Raw genomic sequence first — 14,709 nt, 5'->3', positions numbered from 1 at the left:
CGCACCGAGGAGAACACCATGCCGCGCTACCTGTCGATGGTCCGTATCAACGAGGCCGACGCCCCCGCCGAGGGCCCCAGCGCCGAGCTGATGCAGCGGATGGGCGCCCTGATCGAGGAGATGACCAAGGCCGGCGTCCTGCTCGACACCGCCGGGCTCACCCCCACCGCCCAGGGCACCCGGGTCACCTGGTCGGGCGGGAAGCTCTCGACGACCGACGGGCCGTTCACCGAGTCCAAGGAGGTCGTCGGCGGCTACGCGCTCATGCAGTGCAAGGACATGGCCGAGGCGATCGAGTGGGCCAAGCGGTTCCTGACGATCCACGAGGAGCACTGGACGGTCACCTCCGAGATCCGCGAGATCTTCGAGGGCTGACCGTCCGCGTACGACGGCGTGCTCGGCGGACGGCGATTGCCGCCGGGCCGCGCGGGTGTTCTCATGACTGCCCGTGAGCACAGAAAAGGACGCCGTCGAGGCCGTCTTCCGGATCGAGGCCCCGCGCGTCATCGCCGCCGTCACGCGGATCGTGCGGGACGTCGCCATCGCCGAGGAACTGGCGCAGGACGCGCTGGTCGCCGCCCTGGAGCGGTGGCCGGAGACAGGAGTCCCGGACAACCCGGGCGCCTGGCTCACGGCCACCGCCAGGCACCGGGCCGTCGACCTCGTGCGCCGCCGCGAGAGCTACGCGCGCAAGCTCGCCGAGATCGGCCGCGACCTCGACGAGGCGGTGACCGCGCCGGAGTTCGCGGCGGCCGAGGAGCCGGACGCGATCGACGACGACCTGCTCCGGCTGATCTTCACCGCCTGCCATCCGGTGCTCTCCACCGAGGCGCGCATCGCCCTGACGCTGCGCCTGCTCGGCGGGCTGACCACCGACGAGATCGCCCGCGCCTTCCTCGCCCAGGAGGCGACCGTCGCCCAGCGGATCTCCCGGGCCAAGCGGACGCTGGCGAAGGCGGACGTGCCGTTCGAGGTGCCGCGGGGGCCGGAGCGCGCCGCGCGGCTCGCCTCCGTCCTCGAAGTCATCTATCTCGTCTTCAACGAGGGGTACGCGGCCACGGCCGGCGACGACCTGGTGCGCCCGGCGCTGTGCGAGGACGCGCTGCGGCTCGTACGGGTGCTGGCGGGGCTCATGCCCGAGGAGCCCGAGGTGCACGCGCTGGCCGCGCTCCTGGAGATCCAGGCCTCGCGCACGGGCGCCCGCACGGACGCCACGGGCGCGCCCGTGCTCCTCGCCGACCAGAACCGCTCCCGCTGGAACCGGCTGCTGATCCGGCGCGGCTTCGCGGCGCTGACCCGCGCGGGCGAACTCGGCGGCGCCCCCGGCCCGTACGCGCTCCAGGCCGCCATCGCCGCCTGCCACGCGCAGGCCGCCTCGTACGAGGAGACCGACTGGGCGGCGATCGCCGTGCTCTACCGCAGACTGGCGGCGATCGCCCCCTCGCCGGTGGTGGAGCTGAACCGGGCGGTCGCGGTGTCCATGGCCGAGGGCCCCGCGGCGGGCCTGGCCCTGGTGGACGCCCTCGCCGCCGATCCCGCGCTGCGCGGCTACCACCTGCTGCCGAGCGTCCGGGGCGATCTGCTGGAGCGCCTCGGGCGTACGCGGGAGGCGCGCGCGGAGTTCGCGCGCGCCGCGGAGCTGACGCGCAACGCGCGCGAGCGGGAGCTGCTGCGGGCGCGCGCGGAGGGCTGAGCCCGGGGGGCTCGCGGCCGGCCGGGGGGCTTCGGGCGACCGATGAGTTTCGCGGTGGGGCCCGGTCTACCCTTCCGAGCCGCCGGTACCCGCCGGACGGCCCGGCCGAGAGGGAGGCAGCAGCCATGTCCGAGCAGTCCGCACGCTCCGAGCAGTCCGCACAGTCCGCGCAGCCCGTCCAGAAGATCACCACGTTCCTGTGGTTCGACGACCAGGCCGAGGAGGCCGCGCGGTTCTACGTCTCCGTCTTCGGCGGCAGCTCGCGGATCATCGAGACCACCCGGTACACGGAGGCGTTCCCCGACCAGGCCGGCACGGTGATGACCGTCGTGTTCGAACTGGCCGGCCAGCAGTACACCGCGCTCAACGGCGGCAAGCAGGACTTCTCCTTCAACGAGTCCATCTCGCTCTCCGTCGACTGCGCGTCCCAGGAGGAGGTCGACGAGCTCTGGGCCGGGCTGACCGCCGACGGCGGCGAGGAGGGCCCGTGCGGCTGGCTGAAGGACAAGTACGGCCTGTCCTGGCAGATCGTCCCGCGCGCCCTGCGCGAGATCCTGTCGGGCGAGGACCGGGAGGGCGTGAACCGGGCGCTCGGGGCCATGATGAAGATGAAGAAGCTGGACGTGGCCGGGCTGCGACGGGCGTACGAGGGCGACTGAGCGGGCGGCCGCGCGGACGGCCGACCGGGAGGGCCCGACCGGGGCCGGCGACCGGAAAGCGCGGGCAACCGAGCGGGCGGCGGGGCCTCTTGGCCGCGCCGGTAACCTCATGTCCATGCCGTTCCGCACACCCCTGCCGCCGCCCCCGCCCCCGGTGGCGATCCGTACCTGGCCCGACCGGGACGCGCTGCTCAGGGACCGCGCGGCGGTCCTGGCGGACCTGGTGGCACGGCAGTTGGGCCCGGGGCGGATCGCGGCCCACTGGGGCTGGGCGGTGCTGCTCGCCACCGGCTGGGCGTTCGTGGGGACGGCGGTCATCGCGTTCACCGAGGCGCTGGACGTGCTGTCGGTGCTCTACGGGGCGGTCTGCCTGGTGATCGGGCTCGGCGCGCTGGTGCCGACCGCCGTGGCGATCGTGGCGGGCCTGCGCAAGGACGCGCGGATCCGCCGACTCCTGGCGCAGTGGGCCGCGTTGGACCGCCATCCCGCGACCGACGCCGCGCTGCGCGCGCCCGGACTGAGCCTGGCGTGGCTGCTGCCGGGCGGACTGATGTGCGCGGTCGGCCTGTTCGTGTGCGTCACGGTCCCGGCGGGGGCGCGGCCGGGCGACGACACCTACGGAGTGGTGGTGCTGGGGATGGGGCTGGGTCTGGTGTGCTGGCTCACCGGCCTGATCGCCGTCAACAAGGCGCTGTCCCACCGCCGCTGGGCCCTACGGCTCCGGCCCTCCGCGCACCTATCCTGAACGCGCGTACGCACGTCGCACGGTTTCAGGGGGAAGGCGGCAACATGGAATGGTACTGGTGGGTCCTCATAGTCTTCTGGATGGGAGGCTTCGGCTGGGCCGCCGACACGGGCCGCACGGCCCTGCGCACCCGCCACGAGCGCCGGCTGGAACGCCTGGAGGCGGCCCGGTGCGAGCGCCTCGCCCTGGAGGCCGCCCACCGCCCCCCGGAGCCCGTCTGCGGCTGCGCCCACCACCTCGCCAAGCACGACAAGCAGGGCCTGTGCCACGAGCGCGTCGAGATCCCGGTCGCCTGGGACGAGTCCAAGCAGCCGCTCCGCTTCGAGCCGGGCCGGTGCAACTGCCAGCAGTACGTGGGGCCGCAGCCGCTGTCGCAGGTGTTCGCGGAGGAGCTCACGGACCTGGCGTAGGGGGTACGGACCCGGCCCTCGCCCCGGCGCGGAAGGCTTCCCGGGCCGCGGGGAGCAGAGGCCCGGGGTGTCTACGGGCGCCCTGCCGGATGCCCGATCAGCATCGTCGGCGCCCCCGCCACCCGCGTCAGGAACACCGTCGCCGAACCGCGCCCCTGGAGCTTCATCTTGCGGCGCAGCTCCTCCGGCTCCACCGCCGAGCCGCGCTTCTTGACCGTCAGCACGCCCACCCCGCGCTCCCGCAGCAGCGCCTTCAGCTTCTTCATGTTGAAGGGCAGCTCGTCGGTGATCTCGTACGCGGTGGTGAACGGGGACGCGTACGGCTCGTCGCTCGTCACGTACGCGATGGTCTCGTCGATGAGGCGGCCGCCGCACGCCGCCGCGATGTCGGCCACCAGATGGGCGCGGATGACGGCGCCGTCCGGCTCGTGGAGGTAGCGGCCCACCGGGCCGACCGGGGGCGGCGGGAGCGGGGCGGAGGCCCGGAGCGTGGCCTCGGCGGGCAGGAGCGTGGCACGGACCGCGCCCGGCGTGCGGGTGTGCAGGGAGGCGTGCGCCTGCCCGGACCCGTGCGCCTGCCCGAACCAGAGCACCGCCTCCTTCACATCGCCCCCGTCCGAGATCCACTCCGCCTCGGCCTGCGGCGGGACCGTCTCGTGCGGGATGCCGGGGGCGATCTTCAGCGCGGCGAGCGGGGCCTTCAGGGCCGCGCCGATCGCCCAGGACAGCGGCGGTGAGTACGCCTCGGGGTCGAAGACGCGCCCGCGCCCGCCGCGCCGCGCCGGGTCCACGAACACCGCGTCCCACCCCGAGGTGTCCACGTCGGTCACATCCGCGCACCGCACCTCGATCAGCTCCGCGAGGCCCAGCGCCGCCGCGTTCGCGCGGGCGACCTCGGCCGTCAGCTCGTCGCGGTCCACCGCGAGGACGGAGATGCCCGCCCGGGCGAGCGCCAGCGCGTCCCCACCGATGCCGCAGCACAGGTCGGCCACGCTCCGTACCCCCTGGGCGGCGAAGACGCGGGCGCGGTAGGCGGCCACCGACGCGCGCGTGGACTGCTCGACGCCGTTGGGGGTGAAGAACATCCGGTACGCGTCGTCCGCGCCGAACTTCGCGACCGCGCGCTGCCGCAGCCGCGCCTGGGCCAGGGCGGCCGAGACCAGCTCCGGGGCGTGCGTGCGGCGCAGCCGGGTCGCCAGCGCCAGCTCCTGGGCCGGGTCGTGGTCGCGCAGCGAGTCCAGCAGGCCCGCGCCCTCGGGGGTGAGCAGGGCGCGGAAGGTGTCGAGGTCGTTCACCCGCCCCATTGTGGGCCAGGCGGGGGACGGCGCGCGTCCGGTGTCGGGTGTCGCCTCCGGTATACCGCCCCGCACTGACAGGATGCGGCGGCATGCAGCTTGTACGACAAAAGGAAGAAAATGGGCGCCGTCTGACGAAAGCCCCCCTCCTGGTGTTCGCCGGGCTCGTCGTCGCCGCGCTCGGCTCCGGGTGCGCCTCCGGGGATCCCCACGTGGGCGGACGCGGCGGCAGGGCCGCCGCCGGACCGCAGGCCTACGACAGCGACGCCGCCCGCGCCCTCGCCGGCTACTCCGGCCGTCTCAAGGAGGAGCAGGCCGCCCGGGTGACCGCCGCCAGGAGGTGGAGGCTGGCCAAGGTGCCGCTGACCCCGCCCGCCCCGCCCGCCGTCAAACCGGAGATCACCAACCGGCCCGGCTTCGAGACGGACGGCGGCGACTCGCTGCCGCCGGTCTTCACCACCGTGCCCACCAAGGACCGGATCGTCTTCCTGACCATCGACGACGGCGCCGAGAAGGATCCCAAACTGCTGAAGATGATGCGGGACCTGCGCATCCCCTACAGCGCCTTCCTCAGCGACTACCTCGTCCACACCGACTACCCGTACTTCAAGCGCATGCAGAGCCTCGGGGTCACGCTCAACAACCACACGCTCAACCACCGCTATCTGCCCGGTCTCTCCTACGACGAGCAGCGGCACGAGATCTGCGGCCAGCAGGACAAGATCGGCACGTGGGCGGGCAAGCGGCCCCGGCTCTTCCGGCCGCCGTACGGCAACTACAACGAGGACACCCTGCGCGCGGCCCAGTCCTGCGGGATCAAGGCGGTGCCGCTGTGGGCGGCCGAGGCGTTCCCGGACCACATGGAGTGGCGCGAGTGGGACCGCGACCTCCACCCCGGCGACATCGTGCTCACCCACTTCCGGGGGCGCGAGGACTGGAAGGGCACGATGCCCGACATGATCCGGCAGGTCATGAAGGTCATCACCGACAAGGGGTACGCGGTGGCCAGGCTGGAGGACTACGTATGACCCGCGCGCACCGGCCGTCGGGCGGTCCGCTGGCCGGTCTGCTGGCGGCCGGTGCGCTGACGGTGTCCCTGCTGGCGGCGGGCTGCGAGCGCCCCGCCGCCCCGATCGAACGGCTCGGCCGCATGGCGGCGACGAAGGTGACCGACGCGCGGCGCGGCTTCCCCCGCCCCGGCGCCCCGGGCCGCCGGCCCTGGCACGTCCGCCCCGACGCGGAACGCACCCCGCCCGCTCCCGGCCCGGCGGCGCCATCCCGCACCCCGGGGGCGACCGCCCCGGCACCGACGCCCTAGAGGCGGGGCGCCACGTTCCTCGCGCGCGCGGGGGTGACGTTTTCCGGCTCCGCCCTCGCGCGCGCGGGGCGACGTTTCCGGCTCGGCCGCGTGCGCGCGACAGGCCCTCGACCACCCCCTGGACGCGGCGTCAGGGCACCCCGCGGGACTCCGCCACGCACCATCCGTCTGGCACTCCGCTTGACCGAGTGCTAACCGCCGTCCTAGTCTCGGCTCTGGCACTCCCCACCGGAGAGTGCCAACACAGCGACGGGCAGGTCCGGCACCCGCGACGACGGATCCACCTGGTCGCCACCTCAGACAGTTAACCCCGTGAGATCTCCGAAGGGGGAGGTCGGATCGTGACGACCGCCAGCTCCAAGGTTGCCATCAAGCCGCTCGAGGACCGCATTGTGGTCCAGCCGCTCGACGCCGAGCAGACCACGGCCTCCGGCCTGGTCATTCCGGACACCGCCAAGGAGAAGCCCCAGGAGGGCGTCGTCCTGGCCGTGGGCCCGGGCCGGATCGAGGACGGCAAGCGCGTCGAACTCGACGTCGCCGTCGGTGACGTCGTGCTCTACAGCAAGTACGGCGGCACCGAGGTGAAGTACAACGGTGACGAGTACCTCGTCCTCTCGGCTCGCGACGTGCTCGCGATCATCGAGAAGTAATTCACCTCGAAGCGAATGCTTCTGAGCTGCGCCCCTGGCCACCCTGCTGACAGCCGGGCGGCGAGGGGCGCAGTTTTCGTATCACCAAGTTTCCGAGAGGGCTGAACCGCTCCCATGGCGAAGATCCTGAAGTTCGACGAGGACGCCCGTCGCGCCCTTGAGCGCGGCGTCAACAAGCTTGCCGACACGGTGAAGGTGACGATCGGCCCCAAGGGCCGCAACGTCGTCATCGACAAGAAGTTCGGCGCCCCCACCATCACCAACGACGGTGTCACCATCGCGCGCGAGGTCGAGCTCGACGACCCGTACGAGAACCTGGGCGCCCAGCTCGTGAAGGAGGTGGCGACCAAGACCAACGACATCGCGGGTGACGGCACCACCACCGCCACCGTGCTGGCCCAGGCGCTGGTCCGCGAGGGTCTGCGCAACGTCGCCGCCGGTGCCTCCCCGGCCGCCCTGAAGAAGGGCATCGACGCGGCCGTCAAGGCCGTCTCGCAGGAGCTGCTCGCCACCGCGCGTCCGATCGACGACAAGTCGGACATCGCCGCCGTGGCCGCGCTCTCCGCCCAGGACCAGCAGGTCGGCGAGCTCATCGCCGAGGCGATGGACAAGGTCGGCAAGGACGGTGTCATCACCGTCGAGGAGTCCAACACCTTCGGCCTGGAGCTGGAGTTCACCGAGGGCATGGCCTTCGACAAGGGCTACCTCTCGCCGTACATGGTCTCCGACCAGGAGCGTATGGAGGCCGTCCTCGACGACCCGTACATCCTGATCAACCAGGGCAAGATCTCCTCGATCCAGGACCTCCTGCCGCTCCTCGAGAAGGTCATCCAGGCCGGCTCCTCCAAGCCGCTCCTGATCATCGCCGAGGACGTCGAGGGCGAGGCCCTCTCCACCCTGGTCGTCAACAAGATCCGTGGCACGTTCAACGCCGTGGCCGTCAAGGCCCCCGGCTTCGGCGACCGCCGCAAGGCGATGCTCCAGGACATGGCCACCCTCACCGGTGCCACCGTCATCGCCGAGGAGGTCGGCCTCAAGCTCGACCAGGCCGGTCTGGACGTGCTGGGCTCCGCCCGCCGCGTGACCGTCACCAAGGACGACACCACGATCGTCGACGGCGGCGGCAACAGCGAGGACGTGGTCGGCCGCGTCGCGCAGATCAAGGCCGAGATCGAGTCCACGGACTCCGACTGGGACCGCGAGAAGCTCCAGGAGCGCCTCGCGAAGCTCGCCGGCGGCGTGTGCGTGATCAAGGTCGGCGCCGCCACCGAGGTGGAGCTGAAGGAGAAGAAGCACCGTCTGGAGGACGCCATCTCCGCGACCCGCGCCGCGGTCGAGGAGGGCATCGTCTCCGGTGGTGGCTCCGCGCTCGTCCACGCCGTCAAGGTCCTGGAGGGCAACCTCGACAAGACCGGCGACGAGGCCACCGGTGTCGCGGTCGTCCGCCGCGCCGCCGTCGAGCCGCTGCGCTGGATCGCCGAGAACGCCGGCCTGGAGGGTTACGTCATCACCTCCAAGGTCGCCGAGCTCGACAAGGGCCAGGGCTTCAACGCCGCCACCGGCGAGTACGGCGACCTGGTCAAGGCCGGCGTCATCGACCCGGTCAAGGTGACGCGCTCCGCCCTGGAGAACGCCGCCTCCATCGCCTCCCTGCTGCTCACGACCGAGACCCTGGTCGTCGAGAAGCCGGCCGACGAGGAGGCCGAGGCCGGTCACGGCCACGGTCACGGCCACAGCCACTGACGTGGTGACGCGCTGACGTCGTACGGAGCCCGACGCCCCCCGGCGGCAGGAACCGTACGACGCCGAAGGCCCCCGATCCCGCCACCGGCGGGGCGGGGGCCTTTCCCGTACGTACGCACGTACGTCTCTCACGCCGAGTGGCGCAGGGCCGCCGCGTGCACCGGGTCCGCGAACGGCTGCCCCGCGGCGAACCGCTCCACCTCGGCCAGCGCCAGATCCGCCATCCGGTGCAGCTCGTTGCCGAGCGAACCGGCGATGTGCGGGGTCAGCAGGACGTTGGGCAGGTCGTACAACGGGCTCTCGCGGGCGGGAAGCTCGGGCTCGGTGACGTCCAGTACGGCGTGCAGCCGCCCGGAGAGCAGCTCGCCGAGCAGGGCCGGCCCGTCCACCAGGGAGCCGCGCGCGGTGTTGACCAGCGTGGCCCCGTCCGGCATCGCGGCCAGCTGGCGCGCGCCGATCATGCGCTCGGTCGCCGGGAGCTGCGGGGCGTGGACGGAGACGACACTGCTGCGGGCGCACAGCTCGTCCAGCGGGACGGTCTCCACCCCCAGCCGGGCCGCCTCGGCCGCGTCGACGTACGGGTCGTGGAGCAGCACCCGGAAGTCGAAGGGGCGCAGCAGCTCGATCACCCGGCGGCCGATCCGCGAGGCGCCGACGAGACCGACCGTGCGGTGGTAGTTGCCGGTGCCGTCGCCCTCGCGCAGCCAGTCGTGCGGGGCGCGCAGCTCCGCGTACCGCTGGGCCGAGGCCAGCACGCGCTTGCCCGCGAAGAGGATCGCGGCCAGCGTGTACTCGGCGACCGGCAGCGCGTTGGCCGCCGCCGCCGAGGTCACCGCGATGCCCCGCTCCCAGCACGCCTCGGTGACGTGGTGCTTCACCGACCCGGCGGCGTGCACGACGGCCCGCAGCCGGGGCGCCGAGGCCAGCACCTCGGCCGTGAGCGGCGGCGCGCCCCAGCAGGTCAGCAGCACCTCGGCCTCGGCGAGTGCCGCCGCCACGGCCGGCGGGGGCGCGAGGAGCTCGTGGGCGACGAGGTACGGGTCGGTCCTGGCGAGCGCGGCGAGACGGGCGCGGTGCCGTTCGGTGAACAGCCGCTCGGCGATCCCGGGGCCCATGGCGAGCAGGACGGCGGGGCGGTTGTCAGTGGCGTGGTGCATGGTGGAACTCGGGCTCCTCACGGGGGCGTTGTCCAGGGGTAACCGGCCGCGGGTCCGTCCGGTCACTTGACGCTGCCCGCCGTGAGGCCCGCCTTCCAGTGCCGCTGGAGGGCGACGAAGGCGATGACGAGGGGGAGGACGGCGAGGAGGGAGCCGGTGACGACGAGGGGGTAGAACGAGGGCTCGGCATGGGTGTTGGAGTTCCACGCGTACAGACCGAGGCTCAGCGGGAAGAGCTTCTGGTCCGAGAGCATCACCAGGGGGAGGAAGAAGTTGTTCCAGATCGCGGTGAACTGGAAGAGAAACACGGTGACGAACCCCGGCATGACCATCCGCAGCCCGATCGACCAGAAGGCGCGCAGCTCGCCCGCCCCGTCGATCCGTGCCGCCTCCAGCGCCTCGCCGGGGATGTGACTCGCGCTGAAGACACGGGAGAGGTAGACCCCGAAGGGGTTCACCAGGACGGGGACCAGCACCGACCAGTAGGTGTTGACCAGCCCGGTCCTGCTGGCGAGCAGATACATCGGCAGCGCGAGCGCGGTGGACGGCACGAGCACCCCGAGCAGCACCACCGCGAACAGCTTCTCCTTGCCCCGGAAGTCGTACTTGTCGAAGGCGTACCCGGCGGCGACGCTGATCAGCGCGCAGACCAGCGCGCCCCCGCCCGCGTAGAGCAGGGAGTTGAGGTACCAGCGCAGATAGACGCCGTCGTTGTAGGCGACCAGGTCGGAGAGGTTGTGGCCGAGGTCGAAGCCCTTGGAGCCCTCGAAGGAGAAGGCGTCGCCGGTCAGCAGTCCGCCGGTGTCCTTGGTGGCGGCGGTGACCAGCCACAGGAGGGGGAAGAGCGTGTAGAGGGCGGAGAGGAGCAGGATCCCGTTCACGGCGGCCCTGGAGAACCAGCGGCCGGGGCCGGGCGCGCCCGAGGTGGCCGGGGAGGTCATGTCCGCGCCCCCTTCCGGGTGGTGAGGCGGGTGACGGCGAAGGAGAGCAGCGCCGCGGTGAGGGCGAGCAGGACGGCGGCGGCCGCGGCCAGGCCGTAGTCGTTGCGGGCGAAGGCGGCGGTGTAGGCGTACAGGGTGGGTGTCCAGGTGGAGGTGACCGCCGAGCCGGAGCCCTGGTTGAGGATGAGCGGCTCGGTGAACAGCTGGAGCGAGCCGATCACGGTGAACAGGGCCACCATCCCGAGCGAGGCGCGGACGAGCGGGATCTTGATGCTGAACGCGGTGCACCAGGCGCCCGCGCCGTCCACGGTCGCCGCCTCCAGGACGGACCGGTCGATGGCCTGGAGAGCCGCGTAGAAGATCACCATGTTGTAGCCGAGCCACTCCCACAACGCGATGTTGACCACGGAGGGCAGGGCCCCGTCGGGGGAGAAGAAGCTGAAGCCGACACCGCCCGAGTCCATGGCCCGTACGACCGGGCTGAGCCCGGGTGTGTAGAGGTACACCCAGATCAGCGCGGCGATGATGCCGGGCACGGCGTGTGGCAGGAAGAGCGCCAGCTGGAAGAACCGGCGGGCCCGGGCGAGCCCCGAGTCGAGCAGCAGGGCCAGGGCGAGCGCCCCGCCGACCATCAGGGGGATGTAGAGGGCGCAGTAGCCGAGCAGGATCCAGAAGCCGTCGCGGAAGGCCTTGTCACCCAGAGCGGCCGTGTAGTTGTCCAGTCCGCTGAAGACGGACTCGGCGCCGCCGAACCCGAGCCCCGACTGCTTCTCGGTGAACAGGCTCAGCCAGAGGGCGTATCCGACCGGTACCACCGTCACCGCGGTGAACAGCACGAAGAAGGGGGTGAGCAGGACGCCTGCGGCGGCGCCGGTGCGGTGGGGGGTGCGGCGGGCAGTGCGGGGCGTGGTGCGGGCCTTCGCCGCCACGGTCAGCCCTCGACCTTCAGCCCGCGCTTCTTCAGCTCGGCCACGGTGGCGTCATGGGCCGCCCGTACCGCGTCCTTGAGGGTGACCGAGCCGCCGGGGACCTTGCCGAACCGGTCCTTGAGCGTGGTGTTGGTCGTGCCGGTGGTCGGGCCCCAGCTCCAGCGCGGGTTGATCGAGGCGCCGGCCTCGTCGAAGAGCCGGTAGATGTCCTGGCCGCCGTAGAACCCGGCGTCGAAGGCCTTCTTGGCGGCCGGGCGCAGCGAGACGTCGGCCGGGAAGGCGCTCGACGTGCCCGGGGCGATCCGCGCCCTGACGCCCTCCTCGGTGGTGGACATCCAGGTGGCGAACTCGACCGCCGCCGCGGCCTTCCCGCTCCCCTTGGTCACCGCCCAGGTGGAGCCGCCGAGCATGCCGCTGGCGGGTCTGCCGTCCCAGGTGGGCACGGGCGCGACGCCCCACTTGCCGCTCTGGTCGGGCAGGGTCGACTTCAGGACGCCCGCGCCCCAGGAGGCGCCGAGGTAGCCGACGGTCGAGCCGTTCTTGAGGGCGGCCGTCCACTCGGGGCTGAAGGAGACGGCCGTCTGGACGAGCTTGTCGTCGATCAGCCCCTGCCAGTAGTCGGCGACCTTCCCGGTGGCGGCGTCCGAGGTGTTCAGCTTCCAGGTGTCGCCCTCGGCCTTGAACCACTGGGCGCCCGCCTGCCAGGCCATCGCCTCGAAGGTGGTCGGGTCGTCCGGCATGAAGGTCGCGATCCGCGCCCTGGGGTCGGCCTTCTTCGCCTTCTCGGCGGCGGTACGGAACTCCGCCCAGGTCTTCGGCACCTCGATCCCGTTCTCGGCGAAGAAGTCCTTGCGGTAGAAGTACGTCTGGGGCGCGGCGTCGAACGGGACGGCCCAGCTCTTCCCGCCCAGCGTGGTGAGGTCGACCGCCTGCGGCAGGAACTTCTTCCGCACGTCGTCCGTGAGGTACGGGCCGATGTCCTGGAGCGCGCCCTGGCTGACGAACTCGGGCAGCATCGGATACTCGACGGCGACCAGGTCGGGGCCGTTGCCCGCCTTCACCGCGTTGGAGATCTTGGCGTAACCGCCGGCGTTCCCGGACGGGATCTCCTCGAACCTGACCCGGATGTTCCGGTGCGAGGAGTTGAAGGCGTCCACGACGTCCTTCGACCCCTTCTGCCACGCCCAGAAGGTCAGGGTGACGGGCTTGTCGGCGGTGCCCTTGCCGCCCGCGCCGGAGGAGTCCTCGTCACCGCCCCCGCAGGCCGTGAGCAGGGCGAGGGCGGTGACGGCGGAGACGACGGCGGTCGATCTGGTCCAACTGCGGCTCACGGAACGGCTCCTGGACGTGAGGGGACGAGGCGATGGCCGCGATCCTTGAGCCGGTCCTGACCGAAGTCAAGAGCGAAAGTTCGAATGATCGAAAAATGATCGAAACGAGGTGAGGAGGGGTTGGAGGTCTAGACCACTAGCCGTTCCGGGGTTCCGGAAGGGCGGCGGGGGAGGCGACGGGGAGGGCCGCGGCGGTGCCCGGCCGCGGCGCCCCGCACGAGGACCGCACCCGCAGCCGGGGCAGCAGGTCCACATGGCGGCACGGCTGCGGCTCCCCGTCCGGCCCGGCCGTCGCCCCGCGCAGCCGCTCGACCAGGAGCTGCGCCGCGTACCGGCCCACCTCGTGCTTGGGCGGCGCCACGGCCGTCAGGGGGGTGTCCGCGAGCGCCGCCACCTCGTCGTCGTAGGCCACGAGCGCCAGGTCCCGCGGCACCCGGATCCCGAGTTCGCCCAGGCGCTGGGCGATCCGGATCGCGTCGACGTCGTTGTGGACGAGGGCCGCCGACGCCACCCCGGCGCGCACGGCGGTGGCCAGCGCCCCCACTGCCGCCTCGAACCCCGCCGGATCCGCCTCCGCCGGGACCGAGTCGATCACCGGGTGCGGCGCCGCGAGTCCCAGGGCGTCCAGCGCCTGGCGGTATCCGGCGCGCACCGCGAGGGCCGTCGGGCTGTCGGCCCGCGCCACCAGGAGCGGCGCCCGGTGTCCGAGCCCGGTCAGATGGCGTACGGCGAGGAGCACCCCGTGCCCGTGGTCCGAGCAGACCCGGTCCAGGTCGTCCAGGGCCCCGCCGGGCACCCCGCGCCGCTCCAGGAGCACGGCGGGGACGGGGAGTCCGGTGATCCACCCCCCGTGCTCGGCCGGGTCGTGCGGCTCCTTCCAGCCCGGGGCGACCAGCAGCCCCTCGGCCCCGGCCGCCAGCAGCCCGGCCGCGCGGGCCGCGTCCTCCTGCGGGCGGTAGTCGGAGATCCGCAGGATCAGCCGCGCCCCGGCGGCGGCCGCCGCCTCGTGCGCCCCCCGGATGACCTCGGCGAAGTAGTAGGTGGCGTTGGGCGCGATCATGCCGAGCACCAGCTCGCGACCGCCCGCGCCGCCGGGCGCGGACACCCCGGGCGCGCCCTCCTGGTGCGGCCAGGAGACCTTGCCGTGCACCCGGTCGAGCAGACCCCGTACGGCCAGCGCCTCCACGTCCCGCCGCACGGTCACGGGGGAGACGCCCAACTGGCCCGCGAGGTCGGAGACCCGGGCCGAGCCGCGCCGGCGCACCAGCTCCAGCAGTCGGTCGTGACGTTCGGCGGCACTCTCTCGCACGGCGGCAGTCCCCCTCGCAGTGTGGCGCGCGTCCGGCGTACGCCTGGCACGCGTACGGCCCGCGCGGGTCGGCGCGATGCCCCTGGTGGCCCGCGCCGGTTCGCGGTGTGATGACCGGGACCGGTCTCCCGGGCCCATGACCCTAATGCACGGTGATCGAACGCCGGCAGTTTCGATCAATCGGTCCGATTCTCTTGACGCTCGATCAGCCCCCGCCCTACATTCCGGACGCCCGAACCGGCCCCGGGCGACGGGGGAGCACGAACATGCCGACACCGCCACCACCACCAGGACAGCCGTCCCTACCGGCCGAGCCACCGCCGGCCGAGCTGTCTTTATCGGCCGAGCCACCACGGCCTGCCGAGCTGTCCGTACCGACGCGACCGTCCGCCCCGCCACCACCGGCCCAGCCCGTACCGGCCCAGCCCGTACCGGCCCAGCCCGTACCGGCCCAGCCCGTACCGGCCCAGCCCGTACCGGCCCCGCCACCACCGGCCCAGCCACCACCGGCCCAGCCACCACCGGCCCG

General features: G+C 72.7%; 16 protein-coding genes. 9 read left to right on the top strand and 7 right to left on the bottom strand.

Features of this window, described 5'->3' with window-relative positions; genetic code table 11:
- The first annotated feature begins 18 nt into the window (after positions 1-18).
- From AC069K_RS26935 to AC069K_RS26915, 5 genes are all read left to right on the top strand, one after another.
- Positions 19-375: a YciI family protein gene (locus AC069K_RS26935; protein WP_358834208.1), complete on the top strand. Its 357-nt coding sequence runs from the start codon at positions 19-21 to the stop codon at positions 373-375.
- 73 nt (positions 376-448) lie between these two features.
- Positions 449-1,693: an RNA polymerase sigma factor gene (locus AC069K_RS26930; RefSeq protein ID WP_478620692.1), complete on the top strand. Its 1,245-nt coding sequence runs from the start codon at positions 449-451 to the stop codon at positions 1,691-1,693.
- Between the two features lie 125 nt (positions 1,694-1,818).
- Entirely contained in the window at positions 1,819-2,352 is a 534-nt protein-coding gene (locus tag AC069K_RS26925; protein ID WP_478620690.1) for a VOC family protein, read from the top strand.
- A 115-nt stretch (positions 2,353-2,467) separates the two neighbouring features.
- Positions 2,468-3,097 carry a hypothetical protein gene (locus tag AC069K_RS26920; protein WP_365105656.1) on the top strand — a complete coding sequence of 210 codons (630 nt, stop codon included), beginning with the start codon at positions 2,468-2,470 and terminating at the stop codon, positions 3,095-3,097.
- Positions 3,098-3,141: 44 nt separating this feature from the next.
- Positions 3,142-3,507 (top strand): hypothetical protein, encoded by a 366-nt coding sequence (locus AC069K_RS26915; RefSeq protein WP_358833545.1) that lies wholly within the window; start codon positions 3,142-3,144, stop codon positions 3,505-3,507.
- A gap of 71 nt (positions 3,508-3,578) precedes the next feature.
- Here AC069K_RS26915 and AC069K_RS26910 read toward each other — a convergent pair whose 3' ends face one another.
- A complete protein-coding gene (locus tag AC069K_RS26910) occupies positions 3,579-4,811 on the bottom strand; it encodes a class I SAM-dependent methyltransferase (protein ID WP_478620687.1) in 1,233 nt (410 codons plus the stop codon).
- Between the two features lie 83 nt (positions 4,812-4,894).
- Between AC069K_RS26910 and AC069K_RS26905 the strand changes: the two genes are divergently transcribed.
- The 4 genes from AC069K_RS26905 (at position 4,895) to groL (ending at position 8,513) form a co-directional block, all read left to right on the top strand.
- On the top strand, positions 4,895-5,830 hold the full coding sequence (locus AC069K_RS26905) for a polysaccharide deacetylase family protein (RefSeq protein ID WP_478620685.1): 936 nt from the start codon (positions 4,895-4,897) through the stop codon (positions 5,828-5,830).
- Positions 5,827-6,120: a hypothetical protein gene (locus AC069K_RS26900; protein ID WP_365105648.1), complete on the top strand. Its 294-nt coding sequence runs from the start codon at positions 5,827-5,829 to the stop codon at positions 6,118-6,120. The genes AC069K_RS26905 and AC069K_RS26900 overlap by 4 nt, the downstream gene beginning before the upstream one ends.
- Positions 6,121-6,461: 341 nt before the next feature.
- Positions 6,462-6,770: a co-chaperone GroES gene (gene groES / locus AC069K_RS26895; RefSeq protein WP_358833549.1), complete on the top strand. Its 309-nt coding sequence runs from the start codon at positions 6,462-6,464 to the stop codon at positions 6,768-6,770.
- Between the two features lie 114 nt (positions 6,771-6,884).
- On the top strand, positions 6,885-8,513 hold the full coding sequence (groL, locus tag AC069K_RS26890; protein ID WP_358833550.1) for a chaperonin GroEL: 1,629 nt from the start codon (positions 6,885-6,887) through the stop codon (positions 8,511-8,513).
- Between the two features lie 128 nt (positions 8,514-8,641).
- Here the strand turns inward: groL and AC069K_RS26885 are convergent, their stop codons facing one another.
- The 6 genes from AC069K_RS26885 to AC069K_RS26860 form a co-directional block, all read right to left on the bottom strand.
- Positions 8,642-9,670, bottom strand: a complete 1,029-nt coding sequence (locus AC069K_RS26885; RefSeq protein ID WP_365105641.1) for a hydroxyacid dehydrogenase — start codon at positions 9,668-9,670, stop codon at positions 8,642-8,644.
- A 62-nt stretch (positions 9,671-9,732) separates the two neighbouring features.
- Positions 9,733-10,611 (bottom strand): carbohydrate ABC transporter permease, encoded by an 879-nt coding sequence (locus AC069K_RS26880; RefSeq protein WP_478620682.1) that lies wholly within the window; start codon positions 10,609-10,611, stop codon positions 9,733-9,735.
- Entirely contained in the window at positions 10,608-11,465 is an 858-nt protein-coding gene (locus AC069K_RS26875; RefSeq protein WP_478620755.1) for a carbohydrate ABC transporter permease, read from the bottom strand. Before AC069K_RS26875 ends, AC069K_RS26880 begins: the two co-directional genes overlap by 4 nt.
- A gap of 77 nt (positions 11,466-11,542) precedes the next feature.
- Complete coding sequence (locus AC069K_RS26870) at positions 11,543-12,871, bottom strand: ABC transporter substrate-binding protein (protein ID WP_478620680.1); 1,329 nt, start codon at positions 12,869-12,871, stop codon at positions 11,543-11,545.
- A gap of 136 nt (positions 12,872-13,007) precedes the next feature.
- Positions 13,008-14,180: a LacI family DNA-binding transcriptional regulator gene (locus tag AC069K_RS26865; protein ID WP_478620677.1), complete on the bottom strand. Its 1,173-nt coding sequence runs from the start codon at positions 14,178-14,180 to the stop codon at positions 13,008-13,010.
- Between the two features lie 335 nt (positions 14,181-14,515).
- Positions 14,516-14,709 (bottom strand): hypothetical protein (locus tag AC069K_RS26860; RefSeq protein ID WP_478620675.1); only part of this gene is annotated, 194 nt, incomplete at its 5' end.

It is taken from the genome of Streptomyces sp. NPDC043908, from assembly GCF_056435525.1.
The sequence above is the reverse complement of the archived record's forward strand: the minus strand, read 5'-3'. Positions and strand labels throughout refer to the sequence as shown.

Coding starts and splice junctions, on each gene's coding strand:
- AC069K_RS26880 (WP_478620682.1), bottom strand. CDS start 10,611: ATGACCTCCCCGGCCACCTCGGGCGCGCCCGGCCCCGGCCGCTGGTTC.
- AC069K_RS26915 (WP_358833545.1), top strand. CDS start 3,142: ATGGAATGGTACTGGTGGGTCCTCATAGTCTTCTGGATGGGAGGCTTC.
- AC069K_RS26925 (WP_478620690.1), top strand. CDS start 1,819: ATGTCCGAGCAGTCCGCACGCTCCGAGCAGTCCGCACAGTCCGCGCAG.
- groL (WP_358833550.1), top strand. CDS start 6,885: ATGGCGAAGATCCTGAAGTTCGACGAGGACGCCCGTCGCGCCCTTGAG.
- AC069K_RS26935 (WP_358834208.1), top strand. CDS start 19: ATGCCGCGCTACCTGTCGATGGTCCGTATCAACGAGGCCGACGCCCCC.
- AC069K_RS26900 (WP_365105648.1), top strand. CDS start 5,827: ATGACCCGCGCGCACCGGCCGTCGGGCGGTCCGCTGGCCGGTCTGCTG.
- AC069K_RS26885 (WP_365105641.1), bottom strand. CDS start 9,670: ATGCACCACGCCACTGACAACCGCCCCGCCGTCCTGCTCGCCATGGGC.
- AC069K_RS26920 (WP_365105656.1), top strand. CDS start 2,468: ATGCCGTTCCGCACACCCCTGCCGCCGCCCCCGCCCCCGGTGGCGATC.
- AC069K_RS26910 (WP_478620687.1), bottom strand. CDS start 4,811: ATGGGGCGGGTGAACGACCTCGACACCTTCCGCGCCCTGCTCACCCCC.
- AC069K_RS26905 (WP_478620685.1), top strand. CDS start 4,895: ATGCAGCTTGTACGACAAAAGGAAGAAAATGGGCGCCGTCTGACGAAA.